The organism is Streptomyces djakartensis, assembly GCF_014651075.1.
Lineage (GTDB): Bacteria > Actinomycetota > Actinomycetes > Streptomycetales > Streptomycetaceae > Streptomyces > Streptomyces djakartensis.
In genome coordinates this window covers 504,379-523,884 of record NZ_BMWE01000002.1, presented here as the reverse complement: position 1 = coordinate 523,884, position 19,506 = coordinate 504,379, and the positions used below count along the sequence as shown (strand labels likewise).

Annotated in this window: 19 protein-coding genes and 2 pseudogenes; 11 read left to right on the top strand and 10 right to left on the bottom strand. The window is 71.2% G+C overall.

Annotated features, from left to right (window positions below):
• From IE212_RS05845 to IE212_RS05830, 4 genes are all read left to right on the top strand, one after another.
• Nucleotides 1-1,303 (top strand): FAD-dependent oxidoreductase (locus IE212_RS05845; RefSeq protein WP_190196598.1); only part of this gene is annotated, 1,303 nt, incomplete at its 5' end.
• Nucleotides 1,300-2,190 carry a dihydrodipicolinate synthase family protein gene (locus tag IE212_RS05840; RefSeq protein ID WP_190196597.1) on the top strand — a complete coding sequence of 297 codons (891 nt, stop codon included), beginning with the start codon at nt 1,300-1,302 and terminating at the stop codon, nt 2,188-2,190. The genes IE212_RS05845 and IE212_RS05840, both read left to right, overlap by 4 nt.
• Before the next feature lie 5 nt (nt 2,191-2,195).
• Nucleotides 2,196-3,197: a proline racemase family protein gene (locus IE212_RS05835; protein WP_190196596.1), complete on the top strand. Its 1,002-nt coding sequence runs from the start codon at nt 2,196-2,198 to the stop codon at nt 3,195-3,197.
• Nucleotides 3,198-3,260: 63 nt separating this feature from the next.
• The gene (locus IE212_RS05830; RefSeq protein WP_190196595.1) at nt 3,261-3,932 is read left to right on the top strand and encodes a GntR family transcriptional regulator; all 672 of its coding nucleotides are present in this window, start codon (nt 3,261-3,263) and stop codon (nt 3,930-3,932) included.
• Nucleotides 3,933-4,036: 104 nt separating this feature from the next.
• On the opposite strand, the gene IE212_RS05825 is transcribed toward IE212_RS05830, so the two are convergent.
• The 10 genes and pseudogenes from IE212_RS05825 to IE212_RS05780 all read right to left on the bottom strand — a co-directional run bounded on the left by IE212_RS05825 (nt 4,037) and on the right by IE212_RS05780 (nt 11,928).
• On the bottom strand, nt 4,037-4,972 hold the full coding sequence (locus IE212_RS05825) for a PDR/VanB family oxidoreductase (protein WP_190196594.1): 936 nt from the start codon (nt 4,970-4,972) through the stop codon (nt 4,037-4,039).
• Nucleotides 4,969-5,163, bottom strand: coding sequence for a hypothetical protein (locus tag IE212_RS05820; protein WP_190196593.1), 195 nt, complete (start codon nt 5,161-5,163; stop codon nt 4,969-4,971). Before IE212_RS05820 ends, IE212_RS05825 begins: the two co-directional genes overlap by 4 nt.
• Complete coding sequence (locus IE212_RS05815) at nt 5,160-6,230, bottom strand: aromatic ring-hydroxylating dioxygenase subunit alpha (RefSeq protein WP_190196592.1); 1,071 nt, start codon at nt 6,228-6,230, stop codon at nt 5,160-5,162. The genes IE212_RS05820 and IE212_RS05815 overlap by 4 nt, the downstream gene beginning before the upstream one ends.
• 300 nt (nt 6,231-6,530) lie before the next feature.
• Complete coding sequence (locus IE212_RS05810; RefSeq protein WP_190196591.1) at nt 6,531-7,637, bottom strand: ABC transporter substrate-binding protein; 1,107 nt, start codon at nt 7,635-7,637, stop codon at nt 6,531-6,533.
• 194 nt (nt 7,638-7,831) lie between these two features.
• Nucleotides 7,832-7,933 (bottom strand): putative leader peptide, encoded by a 102-nt coding sequence (locus IE212_RS35590; RefSeq protein ID WP_352103020.1) that lies wholly within the window; start codon nt 7,931-7,933, stop codon nt 7,832-7,834.
• A 137-nt stretch (nt 7,934-8,070) separates the two neighbouring features.
• The gene (locus tag IE212_RS05805) at nt 8,071-8,529 is read right to left on the bottom strand and encodes an RrF2 family transcriptional regulator (protein ID WP_190196590.1); all 459 of its coding nucleotides are present in this window, start codon (nt 8,527-8,529) and stop codon (nt 8,071-8,073) included.
• Between the two features lie 212 nt (nt 8,530-8,741).
• A pseudogene (locus IE212_RS05795) lies at nt 8,742-8,981 on the bottom strand (sulfite exporter TauE/SafE family protein); the annotation flags it as partial.
• Nucleotides 8,982-9,011: 30 nt separating this feature from the next.
• On the bottom strand, nt 9,012-10,241 hold the full coding sequence (locus IE212_RS05790) for an acyl-CoA dehydrogenase family protein (protein WP_190196589.1): 1,230 nt from the start codon (nt 10,239-10,241) through the stop codon (nt 9,012-9,014).
• 321 nt (nt 10,242-10,562) lie between these two features.
• Nucleotides 10,563-10,814: pseudogene (locus tag IE212_RS05785) on the bottom strand (FAD/NAD(P)-binding protein); the annotation flags it as partial.
• A gap of 106 nt (nt 10,815-10,920) precedes the next feature.
• Nucleotides 10,921-11,928, bottom strand: coding sequence for an amino acid ABC transporter permease (locus tag IE212_RS05780; RefSeq protein ID WP_190196588.1), 1,008 nt, complete (start codon nt 11,926-11,928; stop codon nt 10,921-10,923).
• Nucleotides 11,929-12,523: 595 nt separating this feature from the next.
• On the opposite strand from IE212_RS05780, the gene IE212_RS05775 reads away from it, so the two are divergent.
• The 7 genes from IE212_RS05775 to IE212_RS05745 all read left to right on the top strand — a co-directional run bounded on the left by IE212_RS05775 (nt 12,524) and on the right by IE212_RS05745 (nt 19,453).
• Nucleotides 12,524-13,675 (top strand): LLM class flavin-dependent oxidoreductase, encoded by a 1,152-nt coding sequence (locus tag IE212_RS05775; protein ID WP_190196587.1) that lies wholly within the window; start codon nt 12,524-12,526, stop codon nt 13,673-13,675.
• Nucleotides 13,672-14,217 carry a GNAT family N-acetyltransferase gene (locus IE212_RS05770; RefSeq protein ID WP_190196586.1) on the top strand — a complete coding sequence of 182 codons (546 nt, stop codon included), beginning with the start codon at nt 13,672-13,674 and terminating at the stop codon, nt 14,215-14,217. Before IE212_RS05775 ends, IE212_RS05770 begins: the two co-directional genes overlap by 4 nt.
• A gap of 41 nt (nt 14,218-14,258) precedes the next feature.
• Nucleotides 14,259-15,170, top strand: coding sequence for an ABC transporter substrate-binding protein (locus IE212_RS05765; RefSeq protein ID WP_190196585.1), 912 nt, complete (start codon nt 14,259-14,261; stop codon nt 15,168-15,170).
• 31 nt (nt 15,171-15,201) lie between these two features.
• Nucleotides 15,202-16,224 carry an amino acid ABC transporter permease gene (locus IE212_RS05760; protein WP_190196629.1) on the top strand — a complete coding sequence of 341 codons (1,023 nt, stop codon included), beginning with the start codon at nt 15,202-15,204 and terminating at the stop codon, nt 16,222-16,224.
• On the top strand, nt 16,221-16,985 hold the full coding sequence (locus IE212_RS05755; protein ID WP_308430172.1) for an amino acid ABC transporter ATP-binding protein: 765 nt from the start codon (nt 16,221-16,223) through the stop codon (nt 16,983-16,985). Before IE212_RS05760 ends, IE212_RS05755 begins: the two co-directional genes overlap by 4 nt.
• Before the next feature lie 37 nt (nt 16,986-17,022).
• The gene (locus IE212_RS05750; RefSeq protein ID WP_190196584.1) at nt 17,023-18,006 is read left to right on the top strand and encodes an ABC transporter substrate-binding protein; all 984 of its coding nucleotides are present in this window, start codon (nt 17,023-17,025) and stop codon (nt 18,004-18,006) included.
• A gap of 178 nt (nt 18,007-18,184) precedes the next feature.
• Nucleotides 18,185-19,453 (top strand): vanadium-dependent haloperoxidase, encoded by a 1,269-nt coding sequence (locus IE212_RS05745; protein WP_229864072.1) that lies wholly within the window; start codon nt 18,185-18,187, stop codon nt 19,451-19,453.
• The last annotated feature ends 53 nt before the right edge of the window (nt 19,454-19,506 follow it).

Here is a 19,506-nt window from a genome sequence, read left to right as displayed (position 1 = left end):
CGCCGCGCGCGGCGCACGCGTCGCCCTCGTCGACGCGGCGCCGGAGCCCGGCGGGCAGTTCCACCGGCAGCCCGCCGCCGGGCTCGGGGCCGGGCGGCCCCAGGCGCTGCACCACCGGTGGCGGACCTGGGAGCGGCTGCGGGACGGGCTCGCCGCCAGTGGCGTACGCGTCCTGACGGATCACCACGTGTGGTGTGTCGAGCGGACGTCAGGCGGGTTCACCGTGCACGCGCTGCTCGGACCCGAGCAGGAGGAACCGGCCGAGGTGCACGCCCGCGCCGTTCTCCTGGCCACCGGCGGCTACGAGCAGGTGCTGCCCTTCCCCGGCTGGACCCTCCCGGGCGTCGTCACCGCCGGAGGTGCCCAGGCCATGCTCAAGGGCGGGCTCGTGGTGCCGGGGCGCAGGGCGGTGGTGGCCGGGACCGGGCCGCTGCTGCTGCCCGTGGCGATCGGGCTCGCCGCGGCCGGCGTCGAGGTCGCCGCGCTCGTCGAGTCCACCGGTCCGGGGCGCCTCGCCCGGCACGGCCGGGCCCTGGCGGGCAAGCTCCCCGAGGGCGCCGGATACGCCGCCCGGCTGCTGCGCCACCGCGTGCCGTTCCTGGCCCGGCACACCGTCGTCCGCGCCCACGGCGACGACCGGCTGACCGGTGTCACGGTCGCCGCCCTCGACACCGGCGGACGCGCCCGCCCCGGCACCGAACGGCACCTGCCCTGCGACGCCCTCGCCGTCGGCCACGGCCTGCTCCCGCACACCGACCTGGCGGACGGCCTCGGCTGCCGCCTCGACGGGCTCGCCGTGGCCGTCGACACCGAGCAGCGCACGGACGTGCCCGGCGTATGGGCAGCCGGCGAGACCACCGGCATCGGCGGCGCGGCCCTGGCCCTCGCCGAGGGACACATCGCCGGGTGCTCCGCCGCCGCGCACCTGCGTGGCACCACCCCCGCCCCGGCCCCCGCCGCCCTCAAGGCCCGTACCGAGCACAGGAGATCCGCCGCGGCCCTCGAAGCCGCCTGTGTGCCGCCCGCGCACTGGCCCGAGCAGCTCACCGACGACACCGTGGTGTGCCGCTGCGAGGAGGTCACCGCCGGTTCCGTGCGCGACGCCCTGGACCTCGGCGCGGGTGACGTGCGCACCGTGAAGCTGCTGACCAGGGCCGGGATGGGCTGGTGCCAGGGCCGGATGTGCGGCGGCGCGGTCGCGGGTCTCGCCGGCTGTCCGCCCGTCCCGTCCAGAAGACCGCTCGCCCGTCCCGTGCCGCTCGGCGTCCTCGCCCGGCAACACCCCCAGGAGGGACTGTCATGACCGATCACCGCCCCTGGCGCGGCGTCCTCGTCGCCACCGCGCTCCCGCTCGACGCCGATCTCTCCGTCAACTACGACACGTACGCGGAACACTGCGCCTGGCTGGTCGAGAACGGCTGCGACGGCGTCGTGCCGAACGGCTCCCTCGGCGAATACCAGGTGCTCAGCCCCGAGGAGCGTGCCCGGGTCGTCGAGACGGCCGTCGCCGCGATCGGCGGACAGCGCGTCATGCCCGGCGTCGCCGCCTACGGTTCCGCCGAGTCCCGGCGCTGGGCCGAGCAGGCGGGCGAAGCGGGCTGCAAGGCGGTGATGCTGCTGCCGCCGAACGCCTACCGCGCCGACGAACGGTCCGTCCTGGCCCACTACGCCGCGGTCGCCGAGGCCGGCCTGCCGGTCGTCGCGTACAACAACCCGATCGACACCAAGGTCGACCTCGTGCCGGAGCTGCTCGCCCGGCTGCACGGCGAAGGACACATCCAGGCGGTGAAGGAGTTCTCCGGGGACGTCCGCCGGGCCTACCGGATCGCCGAACTCGCCCCCGAGCTGGACCTGTTGATCGGCGCGGACGACGTCCTGCTGGAACTGGCCCTCGCGGGCGCGAAAGGCTGGGTGGCCGGCTACCCGAACGCCCTGCCGCAGGCGTCGGTCGAGCTGTACCACGCGGCCGTCGACGGCGACCTCGACACCGCGCGGTCCCTGTACCGGCAGCTGCATCCGCTGCTGCGGTGGGACTCGCGGGTGGAGTTCGTCCAGGCCATCAAGGCGTCGATGGACATCGTCGGCCGGCACGGCGGCCCGTGCCGCCCCCCGCGCATGCCGCTGCTGCCCGAGCAGGAGGCCGCCGTCCGGGCGGCCACCGAAAAGGCCGTCGCGGCCGGACTGGCGTAGCGGCCATGCGCAGCAGACTCGTCCTGCACGCCGTCGACTCCCACACCGAGGGCATGCCGACCCGCGTGATCACCGGCGGCATCGGCACCCTCCCGGGCGCCACCATGAACGAGCGGCGGCTGTACTTCCGCGAACACCGCGACGACATCAAGCGGTTGCTGATGAACGAGCCGCGCGGTCACTCCGCCATGAGCGGTGCGATCCTCCAGCCCCCGACCCGGCCCGACTGCGACTGGGGCGTCGTCTACATCGAGGTCTCCGGCTATCTGCCGATGTGCGGGCACGGCACCATCGGCGTGGCGACCGTGCTCGTCGAGACGGGCATGGTCGAGGTCGTCGAACCGGTCACCACGATCCGCCTCGACACGCCGGCGGGCCCGGTCGTCGCCGAGGTGGCGGTCGAGGACGGCGCCGCGAACGCCGTGACGCTGCGGAACGTGCCCTCCTTCGCCGTCGGCCTCGACCGCACGGCCACCCTCCCCGACGGCCGGGAGGTCACGTACGACCTCGCCTTCGGAGGCAACTTCTACGCCATCGCGCCGCTGGAGCAGTTCGGCCTGCCCTTCGACCGGTCCCGCAAGGACGACATCCTTCAGGCCGGCCTGTCCCTCATGGCCGCCGTCAACGCCGAGGAGCCGCCCGTCCACCCGGAGGACCCGTCCATCCACGGCCTCCACCACGTGTACCTGGCCGCGCCCGGCTCGACCGCCCGCCACTCCCGGCACGCCATGGCCATCCACCCCGGCTGGTTCGACCGCTCGCCCTGCGGTACGGGCACCAGCGCCCGCATGGCACAGTTGCACGCGCGCGGCGAACTCCCGCTGCATACCGAGTTCGTGAACGAGTCCTTCATCGGCACCCGGTTCACCGGCAGACTGCTCGGCAGCACCGAGGTGGCCGGCCACCCGGCCGTGCTGCCCAGCTTCACCGGACGCGCCTGGATCACCGGCACCGCCCAGTACCTGCTGGACCCCGAGGACCCGTTCCCGGCGGGGTTCGTCCTGTGAGGCCCGGTGTGACCCGAAGAGTGTGAGCCGAACCCATCGCACCAGAGAGGAACTGCGACCGTCATGGCCCCGCGGCACACCCCATCCCTGCCCCTGCTGGGCGGCAGGAAGCCCAGCCACCGGGAGCGGGTCGCGGACGCGCTGCGGGCCGCCCTGATCGCCGGGGAACTCCGCCCCGGAGACGTCTACTCGGCCCCCGGCCTCGCCGCCCGCTTCGGCGTCTCCGCCACCCCCGTGCGGGAGGCCATGCTGGACCTCGCCAAGGAGGGCCTGGTCGACACCGTGCCCAACAAGGGCTTCCGGGTCACCGCGGTCTCCGAGAAGCAGCTCGACGAGTACACCCACATCCGGTCGCTGGTCGAGATCCCGACGACGGCCGGCCTCGCGGTCACGGCCGACCCGGTGGCGCTGGAGGCGCTCCGCCCGGTCGCCCAGGAGATCGTCACCTCCGCCGCGGCCGGTGACCTCATCGCGTACGTGGAGGCCGACCTTGGCTTCCACCTGGGCCTGCTCACCCTCGCCGGGAACGGCCATCTGGTCGAGGTCGTACGCGACCTCCGACGCCGCTCCCGGCTGTACGGACTGACCGCGCTCGCCGCACAGGGGCGACTGGAGACGTCGGCGAAGGAACACCTGGAGATCCTCGACGCGCTGCTCGCCCGGGACGAGGAGGCCGTGCGGGCGGTGATGACGCGGCACCTCGGACACGTCCGGGGGATGTGGGCGGCGCCCTGACCGGCATCTCACGCGTTTCAGCGGCACCCGTGGCTCGTACGCGGGCCGCGACCCGCTGCCGCACCCGCCGGCGACCGCCCGCCCGCATCGAGCGGACCTGTGGATCACAGGTCCAGCACCAGCCGCCGCCCCCTGCACCGGGAGACGCAGATCATCATCGTCTCGCCGCTCTCCTGCTCCTGCGGGGTGAGCACGGAGTCCCGGTGCTCGGGGACGCCGTCGAGGACATCGGTCTCGCAGGTCCCACAGGTGCCCTCGGTGCAGGAGTAGAGCACCTCGACCCCGGCCGACCGCACCGTCTCCAGCACGGAGACGCCGGGTGCGACGGTGAGGGTCATTCCGCTCCGAGCCAGTTCGACGTCGAACTCTGCGTCCACGCCGTCCTGTTGCTCCTTGGGCCGGAACCGTTCGACGCGCAGCGCGCCGGACGGGCAGCGCTCCTCGACGGCGTCCAGCAGCGGCCCGGGACCGCAGCAGTAGACCAGCGTGCCCTCGGGCACGTCGTCCAGCACCGAGGGCAGGTCCAGCAGCCCGCTCTCGTCCTCCGGTGCGAGCGTCACCCGGTCCCCGTAGCGGCGCAGTTCCTCGCCGAACGCCATCGACCGGCGGGTGCGCCCGCCGTACAGCAGCGTCCACTCGGCGCCCGCCGCCTCGGCCTCCGCCAGCATCGGCAGGATCGGGGTGATGCCGATGCCGCCCGCGACGAAGCGGTAGCGCGGGGAGGGTTCGAGGCCGAAGTTGTTCCGGGGGCCGCGCACCCGGACCTTGTCGCCCAGCCCGACCTGCTCGTGCACATGGGCCGAGCCGCCCCGCCCGTCCGGCTCCCGCAGCACCGCGATCCGCCAGGCCGACCGGTCCGCCGGGTCGCCGCACAACGAGTACTGCCGCTCCAGCCCAGGCCCGAGCACGACGTCGATGTGGGCTCCCGGCTCCCACGTGGGAAGTGGTTCGGCCCGCGGGTGGCGCAGGGTCAGGGCGAGCACTCCATCGGCCACGAACTCCCGTGTCGAGACGACGAGTTCGGCTTCGTACGCGCTCATGAACCGTTCCCTCGCGGCTCGCCGGTCGCGTGCCCCTGCGGATGGGCCAGCATCCACTCCCACATCTCCACCGGGTCCTGCGCGGTGTGCTCACGGCCGCAGTGGCAGGTGCCGTGCAGGACGTCGGTGCCGGGCAGCCAGTCGATGCGGTAGATCTCGCGCGGTCCTGCCGCCGGGGGGAGCCCCGTCACTGGACCTTCTCCACGGGCTTCTCGCCCTGCTCGACCAGCCGGGCGAGGATACGGCGGGCGGCCAGACCGCCGGTGTCGATGTTGATGCTCAGTTCCTGGTATCCGGTGCGCTCGCTGCCGAGCGTCTTCTGCAGCAGGTTGAGCGCGGTCACGTCCTGCATCACCACCGTGTGGTTGTTGCCGCGCAGGAACTCGGTGACCTCGGCGTCCTCCGTCGCCCAGTCACGCGAGACGGCCCAGAAGTCGTACACCTTGCCGTCACCCGAGGGCGTGATGGCGTACGTGATCTCGGTGTGGAAGCCGTTCGGGTCGCTGCCGTCCGCCTCGGGCAGTACCCCGACCGGGGCGATACGGCTGTGCAGCAGATACAGGCAGGGGGCGTGGTACTCGATGTCCTGCCAGCGGGTGATCCGGCCCTCGATGCCGGTGGACCTGGCATAGAACGGCGGGCATTCGGCGTCGTCCATGTGCCGGCTGACCCGGACGATCCCCGCCCCTTCGTCGACCTCGGTCGTGATCGGCGTCTCGGCGACCTCGGGGGTTCCGATGTACCCGCCGTGCAGATACGTCTCGTGGGACAGGTCCAGGAGGTTGTCGACGAGCAGGCCGTAGTCGCAGTCGATCGGCTCCATGCCGCGCACGGTGACCCAGCCGGGGGAGTCCAGGTGCCCGGCCCGCGGGATGCTCTGCGGATCGGCGAGCGCCGGGTCGCCGATCCACACCCAGATCAGCGAGTCCTGCTCGACGACCGGGTAGGAGGCGACCCGGGCCGTGCGCGGCACCCGTTTCTGCCCCGGCACGTACACGCACGTACCGGTCGTGTCGTACGTGAACCCGTGGTACCCGCACACGATCCGGTCCCCGTCGAGGCGCGTCGGCGCCTCCGACAGCGGATAGCGGCGGTGCACACACCGGTCGTGCAGCACGACCGGTGTGCCCTCCTCCTCGGTCCGGTAGAGCACGAGCGTCTCACCGAGAATCGTCCGTCCGAGCAACTCCCGCCCGACCTCGTGACTGTAGGCGGCGACGTACCACTGGTTCCTGGCGAAGGCGGTCATGTGGGGCATGGGCTTCCCGTCCCTGTCGGCGGGGCGCCCTCGCCCCGCGTGCCGTGGTTGGGAACAGGGTCCTGAGGGCCGTGGTCGCCGCGCAAGGCGGCTTCTGCCAGACGGAAGTGTTGGTGCGAAAGACCTGGTCATGGCTTTGTCAGGAGTCCTGCTGTCCCTTGGCGGGGACTGCCGCTGCCCGCCGGGTGTGCCCGGCGCGGGGAAGGACCTCGAGACGCGCTCGATACAGGCGGCGTGCGTCACCGCCGCGGCGTCCTGACAGCCGTGGCGACCGTGGTGGCCATGGTCGCCACCTCGCGGCTACTCGGCGCCGAGACCGGCGTCGTCGACCTCGTCCTTGCCCTCGGCCTTGAGGACCTTGTTGAGCGGTGCGAGGTCGTAGATGCCCGTCAGCTCGGGCTTCTCCAGCAGACCGGCCTTCACCGCGTGCTCCGCCTCCGTGCTGAGGGTGGCGGCCAGCGGGTCGTCGAGGAAGGTGATGGACTTCCAGGCCGGGTCGATGACGTCGGCCGGCAGGGCCTTGCCGGAGTCTTCCTTCAGAGCCGCGTTGGCTGACGCCTTGGCCCTGTCCGGGTTGGCGTTGATCCACTCGTTGGTCCTCACCGAGCCGCGCAGCACGGCCTCGACGACGTCCGGGTGATCCTTGAGGAAGTCCTGGCGCACGATGATGTTCGTGATCACGAACTTCTTGTCCGGCCACAGGTCGGCCTCGTCGAGGATCACCTTCGCGCCCTCGGCGACCAGCTTGGAAGCGGTCGGCTCCGGCACCCAGGCGCCGTCGATGGAGCCGGACTTGTAGGCGTCCGGGGTGATCTTGTTGTCGGTGCGGACGACGGAGACATCGCCCTTGCCGCTCTGGGCGTCGACCTTCCAGCCCTTCTCCGCGATCCAGTTGAGGAACGCGACGTCCTGGGTGTTGCCGAGCTGCGGCGTGGCGATCTTCTTGCCCTTGACGTCGTCCAGGGACTTGATCTTCTTCGGGTTGACGACGAGTTTCACGCCACCGGAGGCGGAACCGCCGATGATGCGCAGGTTCTTGCCGTTCGACTTGGTGTAGCCGTTGATGGCGGGAGAGGGGCCGATCCAGCCGATGTCGATGGAGCCGCCGTTGAGCGCCTCGATCTCGGAAGGGCCGGCGTTGAAGGTCGAGGGCTTGATCCTGGTGCCGCCGAGCTCCTTCTGGAGCAGCCCCTCCTGGACGCCCACCAGAGCGGTGGCGTGCGTGAGGTTGGGGAAGTAGCCGATCTTCACCTCGTCGGCGGAGAGCTTCTTGGCGCCCGCCGCGACCTCGGTCTGCTTGTCGTCGTCGGTGGCGTCGGATCCGTAGCCGCAGGCGGTGAGCAGGAGCGGGAGCGCTGCTACGACGGCGATGGTGCGCAGGGTGGTGAGCGGTCTTGCGGCAGACACGGAGGTGTCCTCTCAAGGGAATGGGTTGATGAGGGAGATGCGAAAGCGCGAGGCGCAAAGCTCATGGGCATGCGCCGGCGCTCCATTCGTCGGCCCTCGGCGGCGGGAAGGCCGTGGCGGGCCCGGAAGCGGAGCTGTGCGGGGATGGGCGGGCGCGGGTGGCCTGCCGACCGGGGGATCTTCTGTCGGCGTCCTCAGGCGGGCCGACAGATGGCGCTGGATGTGCGGCCGAGGTCGATATGGCGGCGCGAGGTCAGCAAGGGGAGCGAAAGGTCTGCGCGGTTGCGTGTTCGCATGGCCACCCCCGGATCCCTAGTTTTCCTACCTGGTTGATGGGGATCGTGGCAGAAGGTGGCGTCACTCCCAAGGGGGTGTTCACATGATGGACGCGGCTATCTCGCTCTTCGGTATGTTCGGTCGGCGGTCGAGCGTGTCAGGGGTTTGCCCAGGCTTTCGGGGCGTCGGTCAGTGCGGCCACCTCGGCAGGCAGCCGGGCCGATGCGACGTCGGCGAGCGACACGCCCTCGAGGATCTCGCGCACGTTGGACCGCAACGCGATCCACAGGGGGAGCAGTGACTCGGCGGGGCCGGTGTAGGACAGCTCGGGCGGGCGGACGCCGCGTACCGAGACCAGGGGGCCCTCCACGACGCGGATGACGTCGGCGATGCTGATCGACTCGGCGGGCTTGGCCAGCCGGTAGCCGCCGTTGCCGCCGCGCTGGCTGAGCACGAGACCGCCCCGGCGCATGTCGTTCAGGATGCCTTCGAGGAACTTGTGCGGGATGTCCTGGGCGTCGGCGATGGCCTCGGCCTTCAGTGGCCCGTCAGCGCGTGACGCGGCGAGCTGCAGCGCGGCGCGTACCGCGTAGTCCGCTCTGGCTGATATCCGCATGGGTCCATTATCCCGTAAGGCTTCGGCCGGTATCCGCCACCGACCACCAGGACGTCCGAGGTGAGGTCGAGACCGGTCATACGGCCACGTCCTCTCCTGCGGCTGTCGCGGCCAGCCGGTTGGCGGGGCGGGCCAGGCCGTGGTTCTCGCGCAGGGTGCGGCCGGTGTACTCGGTGCGGAACAGCCCGCGCCGCCGCAGGATCGGGACGACGTGGTCGACGAAGTCCTCCAGGCCGCCCGGCAGATGGGGCGGCATGATGTTGAAGCCGTCGGCGGCGCCCTCGGTGAACCACAACAGCAGATTGGTGGGCGTGACCGCCGGACTGGGCACCCCGAGGACACTCAACTGCACGGTGCAGCAGGAACACGGCACCCGGCACCCCCACCGGCGCGGTCACCACTGCTATGAGCAGGCCGACCGCCAGCCCGGCAAGCCCCGTTGACCATGTCACGGCAGGTCTCCGAACGTCCCCGCCTCCCGATCAGGCGGGCAGGACGAACGGAGGGTGGGCGCCGTTGAGGTAGTACTCCCCGACATCGCGGAGCCGGTGGGCGACGGGCTCGTACAGGCTGTGGGTTCGGGCATTGCGCCAGAACCGGTCGAAGCCCAGCCGTGCGGAGGTGGAGCGGGCGCCGATGATGTCGAGGGCGCGGGTGGTGGACTCCTGCGCTGCCCCGGCCGCCGCGGTCTCGGCCATGGCCACGAGGGCGGAGATGTCCGCGCACTCGTCGTAGGTGAGGTCTTCGCCGCGCTCAAGGCCGCCTCGCACGGCTTCCAGTGCTTGATCGGTGAGTGCCGACGCTGAGCGGGTGAGGACGGTGAGTTCTCCGTAGGCGGTCTGCACCTGCGGGTCGTGCGGGGTGCCGGTCGGCCAGGCGGGGTGCCAGGGTGCGTGGCCCGTCCTGCTGTACTCACGGGCTTCGGCGAGCACTCCCTCGGCCATGCCGAGAAGGAGCTGGGCGGAGAAGAGACGCCCGACCGGAGATGCCAGGGCGGCCCGGGGCGACAGCAGGTCCTCGTCCGCGGACAGGGAGCCGAGCACGTCGTCGGCGGCCACCGGTACGTCGTCGAACTCCACGCTGCCGCCGGCCGCGAGCCGCTGGCCGAAGGTGTCGCTGTCGCCGTCGATCACCACACCGCGACGGGCGGGATCCACCACGACGGCGAGCGGTTCACCCGTGTCCTCCCGCACGGCGCGCACGGCGAGACGATCGGCGACCAGGACCCCGGTGGTGTAACTCTGCCGACCGTCGAGCACCAGTCCCTTGGAGGTCCTGGCCAGCATCAGAGGCGGCTCCTGACGCGCGAAACCGCCGCCCCAGCACCACTGTTCGGCTGCGGACCGCTCCGCTGTCCGCGCGGCGAGAGCGCGTTCGGCGAAGAACCGGGCGCTCCACGACAGGAAGTAGTGACAGCCGAGCAATTGACCGATCGCGCCGTCGGCCGCGGCGATCTCCCGGACGACGGCGTAGGCCGTGGGCCAGTCCGGGCCGCCGACCTGGGACTCGGCGGGCGTCAGGAGCGTCAGCAGTCCCGCCTCGCGCAGCCGGGACACCTCGTCGATCGGGGTTTTGCCCGCCTGCTCCCGGGCCGCCGCGTCCGTGGCCAGGTCGTCCGCCGTCTCGCGGGCCACACGCAGCCAGTGCGCCCGGCCGGGCCCGGTTCGGTCGGACGGCGCGGCGGGGTGGGACGGCGCGGAGGCAAGGCCCATGGAAGTGGTCTCCTCAAGGTCGGCCGCGGAGCGCGGCGTCGGAGCTCGCCTGCCGGCCGGGCAGGTACTTGCGGCCCACGCGCCGAACGGTGACGATGCGGTGCCGTGTCGTGCCGTCAGGCGCGGTGGGCGGGCACGGGCGAAGGTGCGAGTCGCGTGCCTTACGCGCGGCAGCAGGCGGCACTGACGACGTGACCGAAGTCGACGTGCCGACGACGAACGAGTCGTTGCTGCTTACGGGACATGCTCATCATCCTGCGCACCCGCGGCGCACGCAGTCAAGGCTTCCCTAGTAATCCAATAGGAAAAGTAGGGAAGGTCTCACACTCTGAGAGGCCGGCCGTCCACCGGTGACGTAGCCGGGTCAGCCTCGGTGGCGCTCAGAGCACGCAGGAGCGCGCGTGCTACCGCGTCGTTCTGGCGGAAGGCCGGGGCGTCGGTGCGGGGGCGGGCGAAGGCGGCGACGGCCCGGCTGTTGGTGGGGGCGCCGAGGGCGATGCGGCGGGGGTGGGGGCTGTCGAGGGACGGGTCGAGGACGTGGCCGTCCGTGGGGGAGACGGCGAGCAGGCCGGAGCTCCGTCCCACAGTTCGGGCGCGTTGGCGGCGATCCGCTCCAGCAGGCCCGTGGCGCGCGGCCCCGCGCCGACGACGACCACGACGGCCGGCGAAGGGGTGCTGCTCACCGGTCACCGCCGATCGCCGGGCGGGCGTCGGCGGCCGTGGCCGCGCTCAGCCGGTGGCGCACGGCGGTCAGGTGGCCGCGCAGCCGTTGCAGCGGGGTCGGCGGCAGGGCGCGGGAGTCCCCGCGCGCGTAGTGCCGCTCGACGTAGAACTGGCCCGCGCCGAGCACCGTGGTGACCGCGATGTACCACAGGGTGGCGACCATCAGCAGCGGGATGACCTGATAGGTCTGGTTGTAGATCAACTGCACCGAGTACAGCAGGTCGTGCACGGCCAGCACACTGACGATGCTGGTGCCCTTCATGGTGCCGATCAGCATGTTCCCGGCCGTGGGCACGATGGAGCGCATCGCCTGCGGCACCACGATCCGGCGCAGGGTGCGGCGTCTGCTCAGCCCGAGCGCCTGTGCTGCCTCGGTCTGCCCGGAGTCCACGGAGAGGATGCCGCCGCGCACCACCTCGGCGGCGTACGCGGTCTCGTGCAGGGTCAGGCCGATGACGGCGGTCAGGGTGGGGCCGAGCAGATTGACCGTCTTGACGGTGAGGAACTGCGGGCCGAACGGGATGCCGAGGCCCAGCGTCGGATACAGGGCGCCGATGTTGAACCAGAACAGCAGCTGCACCAGCAGCGGCGTGGACCGGAAGATCCACACATAGCCCCAACTCAGCGTGCGCAGAACAGGGTTGGCCGATAGCCGCATCACCGCCAGCACGGTGCCGAGCAGGAATCCGAGCACCATCACCACAGCCGTCAGCCACAGGGACAGCAGCAGTCCGTCGAGCACGGCGGCGGTGGTGAAGTACCGGCCCACCACGCTCCATTGGAAGGCGTCATTGCGGACGACGGAGTTGAGCACCATCGCGAACAGCAGCAGCGCGACCGCAGCGGTCAGCCACCGGCCGACGTGCCGGCGTGGCACGATCCGCGGAAGGTCGGGGCCAGGCGCGCTCGCCTGTTTCGGGGGTTTCGTCGCAGGGGCCGGCGTGACTTCGGAAGGCGTGACCATCGAGAGGCTCTCCGGGGGAGGGAATCGCAGGCGTGGGTGACCACCCGGTGGCACTCGCAGGGAGCGCAACGGCACAGGCGCTGCGTGCCTACGGTGCGGCCGGGGCTCGGCGTCGTCACATTCGCCGCGTCCCTCAACGCGGCCGGAGAGGCTGCCGCGCAGGGCGGCCGATCCGCTGTCGATCGTATGTGCCCAGGGCATCGATGTGTCAACAGCGCCCACGGCAGCGCCGGTCCCGGGCGGTCCGGCATCCGGGCGCTGCTTGACGAGCGCCACGATGTACTGCTCAATTAGTCGCATGAATGCCCAGCAGCGCTTGGTCTCGCGCGATCACATCGACTTCGGTCGGGTGTGGTCCGCCGCGTGTTGCGTCTGACTCGGCAGCGGGCCGTCTGACCGGCCCTTCCCTCCCTCGGTGACCCCGTCGCGGGCCGAGTTCTCTCCTTACGCGCGCTGCCGCAGCTCTGCTTCTCCCGACGCTCGACGTCGTCACGACTGCACCGACCCGTCCGCCTGACGGTCTGTGCGCTCATGCCTGCACGCAAGGCCAGTCCCTCATGCCTGCGTGTCGCCGCACCCGGAAAGGCCATCTCCCATGCCAGTGGAGTTCCTTGGCATCGCCGCCACCAACGACGGCTCCGAAACCACCCCGCGTTCCGGCCCCGCCTTCGACAAGGAGTACACGCTCCGGCTCGCCCGGGCCCACGAGGACCACGGCTGGGACCGGGTGCTGTTCGCCTACGGCTCCGGATCGCCGGACCCCGCACCGGCCGCCGCGTACATCGCGAGCAGGCTGGAGCGCCTGCAGATCCTGCTCGCCCACCGGCCCAATGTCTCCTACCCCACCTTCGCCGCCAAGACCTTCGCCACCCTCGACCAGATCAGCGAGGGCCGGCTGACCGTGCACTTCATCACCGGCGGCAACGACCACGAGCAGGGCCGCGAGGGCGACACCCTCACCAAGGACGAGCGCTACGCCCGCACCCGTGAATACATCCGGATCGTCAAGAAGATCTGGACCACGCACGAGCCCTTCGACCACGAGGGCGAGCACTACCGCTTCCACGACTTCGTCAGCGACGTCTACCCGGTCCAACAGCCCCGCCCGAACGTGTTGTTCGGCGGTTCGTCGCCCGCCGCGTACGCCGCGGGCGGCGCGGAGGCCGACATCTACTGCCTGTGGGGCGAACCCCTCGCGAAGACCGCCGAGCAGATCGAGAACGTGAAGGCCGCCGCGAAGGCCGCGGGCCGCACCGACCCGCCCCGCATCCAGGTGGCGTTCCGCCCGATCATCGCCCCGACCGAGGAGCTGGCCTGGGAGAAGGCCCACCGCACGGTCGGCGTGATCAAGGCGCGCAAGGAGAGGGGCGAGGCGATCACCAAGCGCCACAACGGGCACGCGCGGCCGCAGGCCGCAACACCTCAGAACGTCGGCTCGCAGCGGCTGATCACCATCGCCGAGGCGGGGGAGCGCTACGACCGCGCCCTGTGGACCCCGACCGCCGCAGCGACCGGCGGCGCGGGCAACTCCAATGCCCTGGTCGGCACGCCCGAGACCGTGGCCCAGGCGCTCCTCGACTACTACGACCTCGGCGTCGACATCCTCTCCGCGCGCGGCTACGACCTGCTGGGCGACGCCATCGACTTCGGCCGGTACGTGATCCCGATCGTCCGCGAGGAGGTCGCCAAGCGCGACGCGGAGCGGGCGGCACGCGGGACGCAAACCCTTGCGGCGGTGGGCGAATGACCTCCGTGGCCCAACCGTCATCATCAGCCGGGGACGTGACCGTGCTTCATGTCCCCGTCTGCGACCCGCGCGTGAGACCCCTGCTGCGCGAACTCGGCCGCGAGTACTCCACGCGCTACGGCAAGGACGCCCACGCCGAGATCTCCCGCTACCCCGACGAGGAGTTCACCGAACCGTACGGCGGCCTGCTGCTCCTGCTGCTGGAGCGCGGCGAGCCCGTCGCGGGCGGCGCCTTCCGCCGGTACGACGCGACCACGGCCGAGCTGAAGCGGATCTGGACCCACTCCGCCCACCGGCGGCGCGGCCTCGCCCGCCGTGTCATCGCCGAGCTGGAACGCGAGGCGGGCACACGCGGCTACCGGCGGATCCACCTGACCACCGGGCCACGCCAGCCAGAGGCCCGGGGCCTGTACCTGGCCACCGGCTACACACCGCTGTTCGACACCGAGGCCGAACCGGAAACCATCGGCCCGCTGCCCTTCGAGAAGCATCTGCCGGCCGAAGCACGCGCAGCACGCACGGGAAAGGCAGCCGACCTGTGAACCTTCGTCCGATCAGAAGCCGCCTGCGTATCGCCGCGACCATGGCGCTGCTGCCCGTGCTGGCGCTGACCGCCTGCGGCTCCGGCGACACCTCCGGCACCACACCGGCGGGCGCTCAGGCGTCCCTCGCGCCGACCGACGACCCGGTGGCCGCGGTGCGCAAGGTGGATTCCGTCGCGGCCCTGCTCCCCGCCGACGTACGCAAGGCGGGGACGCTCCGGGTCGGCAGCTCGGTCGGATTCCCGCCCGGGGCGTACTACCCGAACGGGCAGGACAAGCCATCTGCCGGCCAGGACATCGACATCGCCGACGCGGTGGCCAAGGTCCTCGGTGTGAAGCTGGAGCGGCAGGACGCCTCCTTCGAGACGATCCTGCCCGCCCTGGGCAGCGGCAAGTACGACTTCGGGACCGGCAACTTCGGCGTCACCACCGAACGCTTGAAGACCATCGACTTCGTCACCTACATCAACGACGGTCAGGGCTTCGCGGTGAAGACGGGCAACACCGCCGTCGGGGAGAGAGTCACCGACCTCACCCAGCTGTGCGGGCTGACCATCGGCACCGGCGCCGGGACCACCTTCGAAGCGACCCTCACCGCGCAGAAGGGGGTGTGCGCGAAGGCGGGCAGGAAGCCGTACGACGTGAAGGTCTACTCGGAGAACGCGGCGACCCTCACCGCGCTCCAGCAGGGCCGTATCGACGTGATCATGTCGACCATCAACGGCCTGCGTCACCAGGCGGCCCAGCCCGCCTCGCAGACCACCTTCCTCGGCGAGTTCCACCGCCTCGACGTCGGCTTCGCCTTCAAGAAGGGCTCCCCCCTCACCAAGGCCTTCCAGGCCGCCGTCAACGAGCTGATCAAGGACGGCACGTACGCCCGGATCCTCAAGAAGTGGGGCACCTCCGCCTCCGCGATCGACACATCGCGCGTCAACCCGCCCGAGCACACCTGAGAGTTGAGCAGGAACCTTCACGATGTCCACGCTGCCGTCCACCACCGACACCGCGCCGCCCGGCGCGGCCACCCCGGGCACCGGCCCCGGGGCCCCGCCCGCACCGGACGATCCGGCCTCCCTCAAGGTCGTCCCCGCCCGCCACTACGCCCGCTGGGTGGCGGCCGTCGCCGTGATCGTGCTGGTCGCCCAGTTCGCGCACGGGCTGGCCACCAACCCGGTCTGGGAGTGGGGTGTCTTCGGCGACTACGTGCTGTCCGAGACGATCGTGCAGGCGGTGTGGGTGACCCTCCAGCTCACCGCCTACGCCACCGTGCTCGGTTTCCTCCTCGGCACCGTGCTGGCCTTCATGCGGCTGTCGCGCAGTCCGGTGCTGCAGACCGTCGCCTGGACCTACATCTGGATCTTCCGATCCATCCCGATGATCGTCCAGCTGGTGTTCTGGTTCAACCTGAGCGCGCTGTACGAGGAGTTGGGCTTCGGCATCCCCTTCGGCCCGGTGTTCTGGTCCGTCGACAGCAACAGCGTCATCGGCACCATGGGCGCGGCCATCATCGGGCTGACGCTGCACCAGGCCGCCTATGCCGCCGAGATCGTGCGCGGTGGTGTCATCGCCGTCGACCACGGGCAGCTGGAGGCGGCCGCCGCGCAGGGCATCCCCCGGCTGCGGCAGATCCGCCGGATCGTGCTGCCGCAGGCCATGCGCGCCATCCTGCCCACGGCCGGCAACGAGATCATCGGACTGCTCAAGGGCACCTCGGTGGTCTACGTGATGTCCATCGGCGAGCTGTTCTACCAGGTGCAGGTGATCTACGGCCGCAACGGCCGGGTGATCCCGCTGCTGCTGGTCGCCACCGCCTGGTACGTGGTGCTGACCTCCCTGCTGTCGGTCGCGCAGTACTACGTGGAGCGCCGCTACGCCCGGGGTGCCAACCGCACCCCGCCGCCCACCCCGATCCAGCGCGCCCGCCGCTTCCTCCGCACCCTGCGCGCGGCCGCCGCCCAGCGCAACCAGCCCGTCATACCCCTGAAGCCCTTGGGAGACAGCCGATGAGCGACGTGATGGTGGACGTCCACGGCGTCCACAAGAGCTTCGGCCCGCTGGAGGTGCTGCGCGGCGTCGACCTGAAGGTCCGCGCCGGCGAGGTCACCGTGATCCTCGGCCCGTCCGGCTCGGGCAAGTCCACGCTGCTGCGGACGATCAACCACCTGGAGAAGGTCAACAGCGGCTGGATCAGCATCGACGGCGAACTCATCGGCTACCGCCGCTCCGGGAGCAAGCTGCACGAGCTGAAGGAGAAGGACGTACTGAAGCAGCGCACCCACATCGGGTTCGTCTTCCAGAACTTCAACCTCTTCCCGCACCTGACCGTGCTGGACAACCTCGTCGAGGCACCGGTCTCCGCGCTGCGCCGCCCGCGCAAGGCAGCGGAGGAGACCGCCCGCCGGCTCCTCGACCGGGTGGGCCTCGCCGACAAGGCGGACGCCTACCCCCGGCAGCTGTCCGGCGGCCAGCAGCAGCGCGTGGCCATCGCCCGCGCGCTCGCCCTCGAACCGAAGGTGCTGCTCTTCGACGAGCCCACCTCGGCGCTCGACCCGGAACTGGTCGGCGAGGTCCTCGACGTCATCAAGGACCTGGCAGGCACCGGAACCACCATGATCGTCGTGACCCACGAGATCGGCTTCGCCCGCGAGGTCGCCGACACCGTGGTGTTCATGGACGGCGGTGTCGTCGTGGAGCAGGGCCCGCCCGCGGCCGTCCTGGACGACCCGCGGCACGAGCGCACCCGCGCCTTCCTCTCCAAGGTCCTCTGACCACCCTCACCCCTTTTCGCCGGCAAGGAGCCCGACCATGTCCACCTCGATCACCCGCCGCACCGCCGCAGCCGCGCTCGGGCTCGCCACCGCCCTCGTCCTCGCCGCGTGCAGCAACCCCGACGACGGCGGCACGACCGAGGTCGCGGCCGCGTCCGGCGGCAAGACGAAGATCAACATCAGTCCCGACCAGAACCGCGTCACCACCGACAAGGTCGGCTCCATAGCCGCCGAGGTCCCCCAGAAGATTCGCGAGAGGGGCACCCTGGAGATCGTCGACTCGTCCGGCTCCGCCGCGCCGCTGACCTTCTTCGCCACCGACAACAAGACCGTCATCGGCGTCGAGCCCGACATCGCCTCCCTGGTCGCCGACGTGCTCGGCCTCAAGCCGCACATCAACACGGTCTCCTGGGAAAACATCTTCGTCGGCCTGGACAGCGGCAAGTACGACGTCGGCTTCAGCAACATCACCGTCACCGAGGAGCGCAAGGAGAAGTACGACTTCGCCACCTACCGCGAGGACAACCTGGGCTTCGAGGCGAAGAAGGGCAGCGGCCTGAAGGTCACCGGGCCCGAGGACGTGGCGGGCAAGACGGTCGCCGTGGGCAGCGGTACCAACCAGGAGAAGCTGCTCATCGAGTGGAGCAAGGAGAACGAGAAGGCCGGCCGCAAGCCGGTGAACATCAAGTACTACCAGAACGACAGCGACACCTACCTCGCCCTCCAGGCCGGCCGCATCGACCTCTACCTCGGCCCCAATCCGACCGCCTCCTACCACGCGGCCACCACCGGCAAGACCGAGGTCGTCGGCACCTACTCCGGTGCCGGCTCCACCCTCCAGGGCCTGATCGCGGCCACCACCAAGAAGGACAGCGGCCTGGCCAAGCCGCTCGCCGACGCCCTCAACCACGTCGTCGAGAACGGCACGTACGCCAAGGTGCTCAAGCGCTGGGGCCTGTCCGACGAGGCCGTGACCAAGTCCGAGATCAACCCGCCCGGCCTGCCCAAGACCAACAAGTAGCCGACCCGGGGTGCGCGGACCGTACGACGCCTGCGCACCCCCGTCTTCGTCCAGGACACGAGGCCATGCCCGGCGAACCCCACCTCTCCATCCCACTCGACGGGACCGGCCACCTCGCCGCTCACTCCCCGGCGTCGACAACACCACCGGTCATCCGCACGTCCGCGAAGGAGTACGCGTGAACTGGTTCAGAACCCGTCATCCCGTCCGTCCCGTCCTGGTGGCGCTGGGCTCGGCCGTCCTGCTGGCCGCCTCCGTCAGCGTCCCGTCCGCCGCGGCTGCCGTGGTGGAGGAACAGCCGCGTTCGTCCGTCGCGCTCGACTGGTACGACACGACAGCGGCCACCATCGCGGCGGACGCCGCCCCTACGCAGATCACGAACAGCCGTACCTGGGCCGTCAGTTGGCTCGCGGCGGCCCGAGCCACCCGCGTGGTGCCGTCCGGCGTCGACCGGGGCGACTTCCAGGACGCGGCCCTGGCGTCCGCCGTACACGGCGCTCTGGTGGCGCTGGTCCCCTCCCGCACTCAGGAACTGGACGCCGCTCTGCGCGCGACGCTTCAGGGCGTTCCCGACGGAGCGGCCGAGTCGAAGGGCGTGGCGGCCGGCGCCCGCCAGGCGCGGCTGGTGCTCGCCGCCCGCGAGGGTGACGGCCTCGACCCGGCCTCGGTCAACGCGCCGTTCACCCTCCCACCGGCGGCTCCTGGAGTGTGGCAGCCGACCCCGCCCGCCTACGCCCCGGCCGCGCAGTACGGCAACCGGCTCGCCCGGCCCTTCCTGCTGGACAGCCCCGACCAGTACCGGCTGCCCGCACCGCCCGCCCCGGACTCCGCGCGTTACCGCGCCGATCTGGCCGAAGTCCGTGCGTACGGGGCCGTGGACAGCACCGTACGCACGCAGAGGCAGACAGAGACCGCCACCTTCTGGCTCGGTTCCTCACTGACGCTGTACACCGAGCCACTGCGGGTGGCCCTCGCCCGGTCACCGCATTCCAGCGCCGGACGGGCCCGGCTGGTGGCCCTGTTCCACGTCGCCCTGGTGGACACGCAGATCGCCACCTCCGACAGCAAGTACGCCCATCTGCGGTGGCGCCCGGTCACGGCCATCCGTACCGGTTCGATCGACCCCGACCCCGCGTGGACGCCGCTGCACACCACGCCGGCTCATCCCGACCACCCCAGCGGCCACAACACGTTCTCGGGCGCGGCGGAAGCGGTCCTGTCGGCGCTCGTCGGGCCGCGCACGGCGCCCTTCAAGCTGACCAGCCCCACCGCCCCCGGAGTGACCCGCACCTACACGACCTGGAGCCGACTGTCCCAGGAGAACGTGGACGCCCGCGTGTACTCCGGCATCCACACCCGCTCGGCCGACGAGGCCGGTCTCGTCCTCGGCGAGCGGGTCGCGACGCACGCCCTGCGCAACGCCGCGCGCCTGTTCGGCACGCTGTGAGCGGCACCGGCACCAGGTGCGGCAGCCCACGGAGTGTCCCTCGCCATCACCGG

Excerpts from the sequence above, each read along its gene's own strand:
- IE212_RS05840 (WP_190196597.1), top strand. The coding sequence starts at position 1,300 with ATGACCGATCACCGCCCCTGGCGCGGCGTCCTCGTCGCCACCGCGCTC.
- IE212_RS05835 (WP_190196596.1), top strand. The coding sequence starts at position 2,196 with ATGCGCAGCAGACTCGTCCTGCACGCCGTCGACTCCCACACCGAGGGC.
- IE212_RS05830 (WP_190196595.1), top strand. The coding sequence starts at position 3,261 with ATGGCCCCGCGGCACACCCCATCCCTGCCCCTGCTGGGCGGCAGGAAG.
- IE212_RS05825 (WP_190196594.1), bottom strand. The coding sequence starts at position 4,972 with ATGAGCGCGTACGAAGCCGAACTCGTCGTCTCGACACGGGAGTTCGTG.
- IE212_RS05815 (WP_190196592.1), bottom strand. The coding sequence starts at position 6,230 with ATGCCCCACATGACCGCCTTCGCCAGGAACCAGTGGTACGTCGCCGCC.
- IE212_RS35590 (WP_352103020.1), bottom strand. The coding sequence starts at position 7,933 with ATGCGAACACGCAACCGCGCAGACCTTTCGCTCCCCTTGCTGACCTCG.
- IE212_RS05805 (WP_190196590.1), bottom strand. The coding sequence starts at position 8,529 with ATGCGGATATCAGCCAGAGCGGACTACGCGGTACGCGCCGCGCTGCAG.
- IE212_RS05790 (WP_190196589.1), bottom strand. The coding sequence starts at position 10,241 with ATGGGCCTTGCCTCCGCGCCGTCCCACCCCGCCGCGCCGTCCGACCGA.
- IE212_RS05780 (WP_190196588.1), bottom strand. The coding sequence starts at position 11,928 with ATGGTCACGCCTTCCGAAGTCACGCCGGCCCCTGCGACGAAACCCCCG.
- IE212_RS05775 (WP_190196587.1), top strand. The coding sequence starts at position 12,524 with ATGCCAGTGGAGTTCCTTGGCATCGCCGCCACCAACGACGGCTCCGAA.
- IE212_RS05770 (WP_190196586.1), top strand. The coding sequence starts at position 13,672 with ATGACCTCCGTGGCCCAACCGTCATCATCAGCCGGGGACGTGACCGTG.
- IE212_RS05765 (WP_190196585.1), top strand. The coding sequence starts at position 14,259 with ATGGCGCTGCTGCCCGTGCTGGCGCTGACCGCCTGCGGCTCCGGCGAC.
- IE212_RS05755 (WP_308430172.1), top strand. The coding sequence starts at position 16,221 with ATGAGCGACGTGATGGTGGACGTCCACGGCGTCCACAAGAGCTTCGGC.
- IE212_RS05750 (WP_190196584.1), top strand. The coding sequence starts at position 17,023 with ATGTCCACCTCGATCACCCGCCGCACCGCCGCAGCCGCGCTCGGGCTC.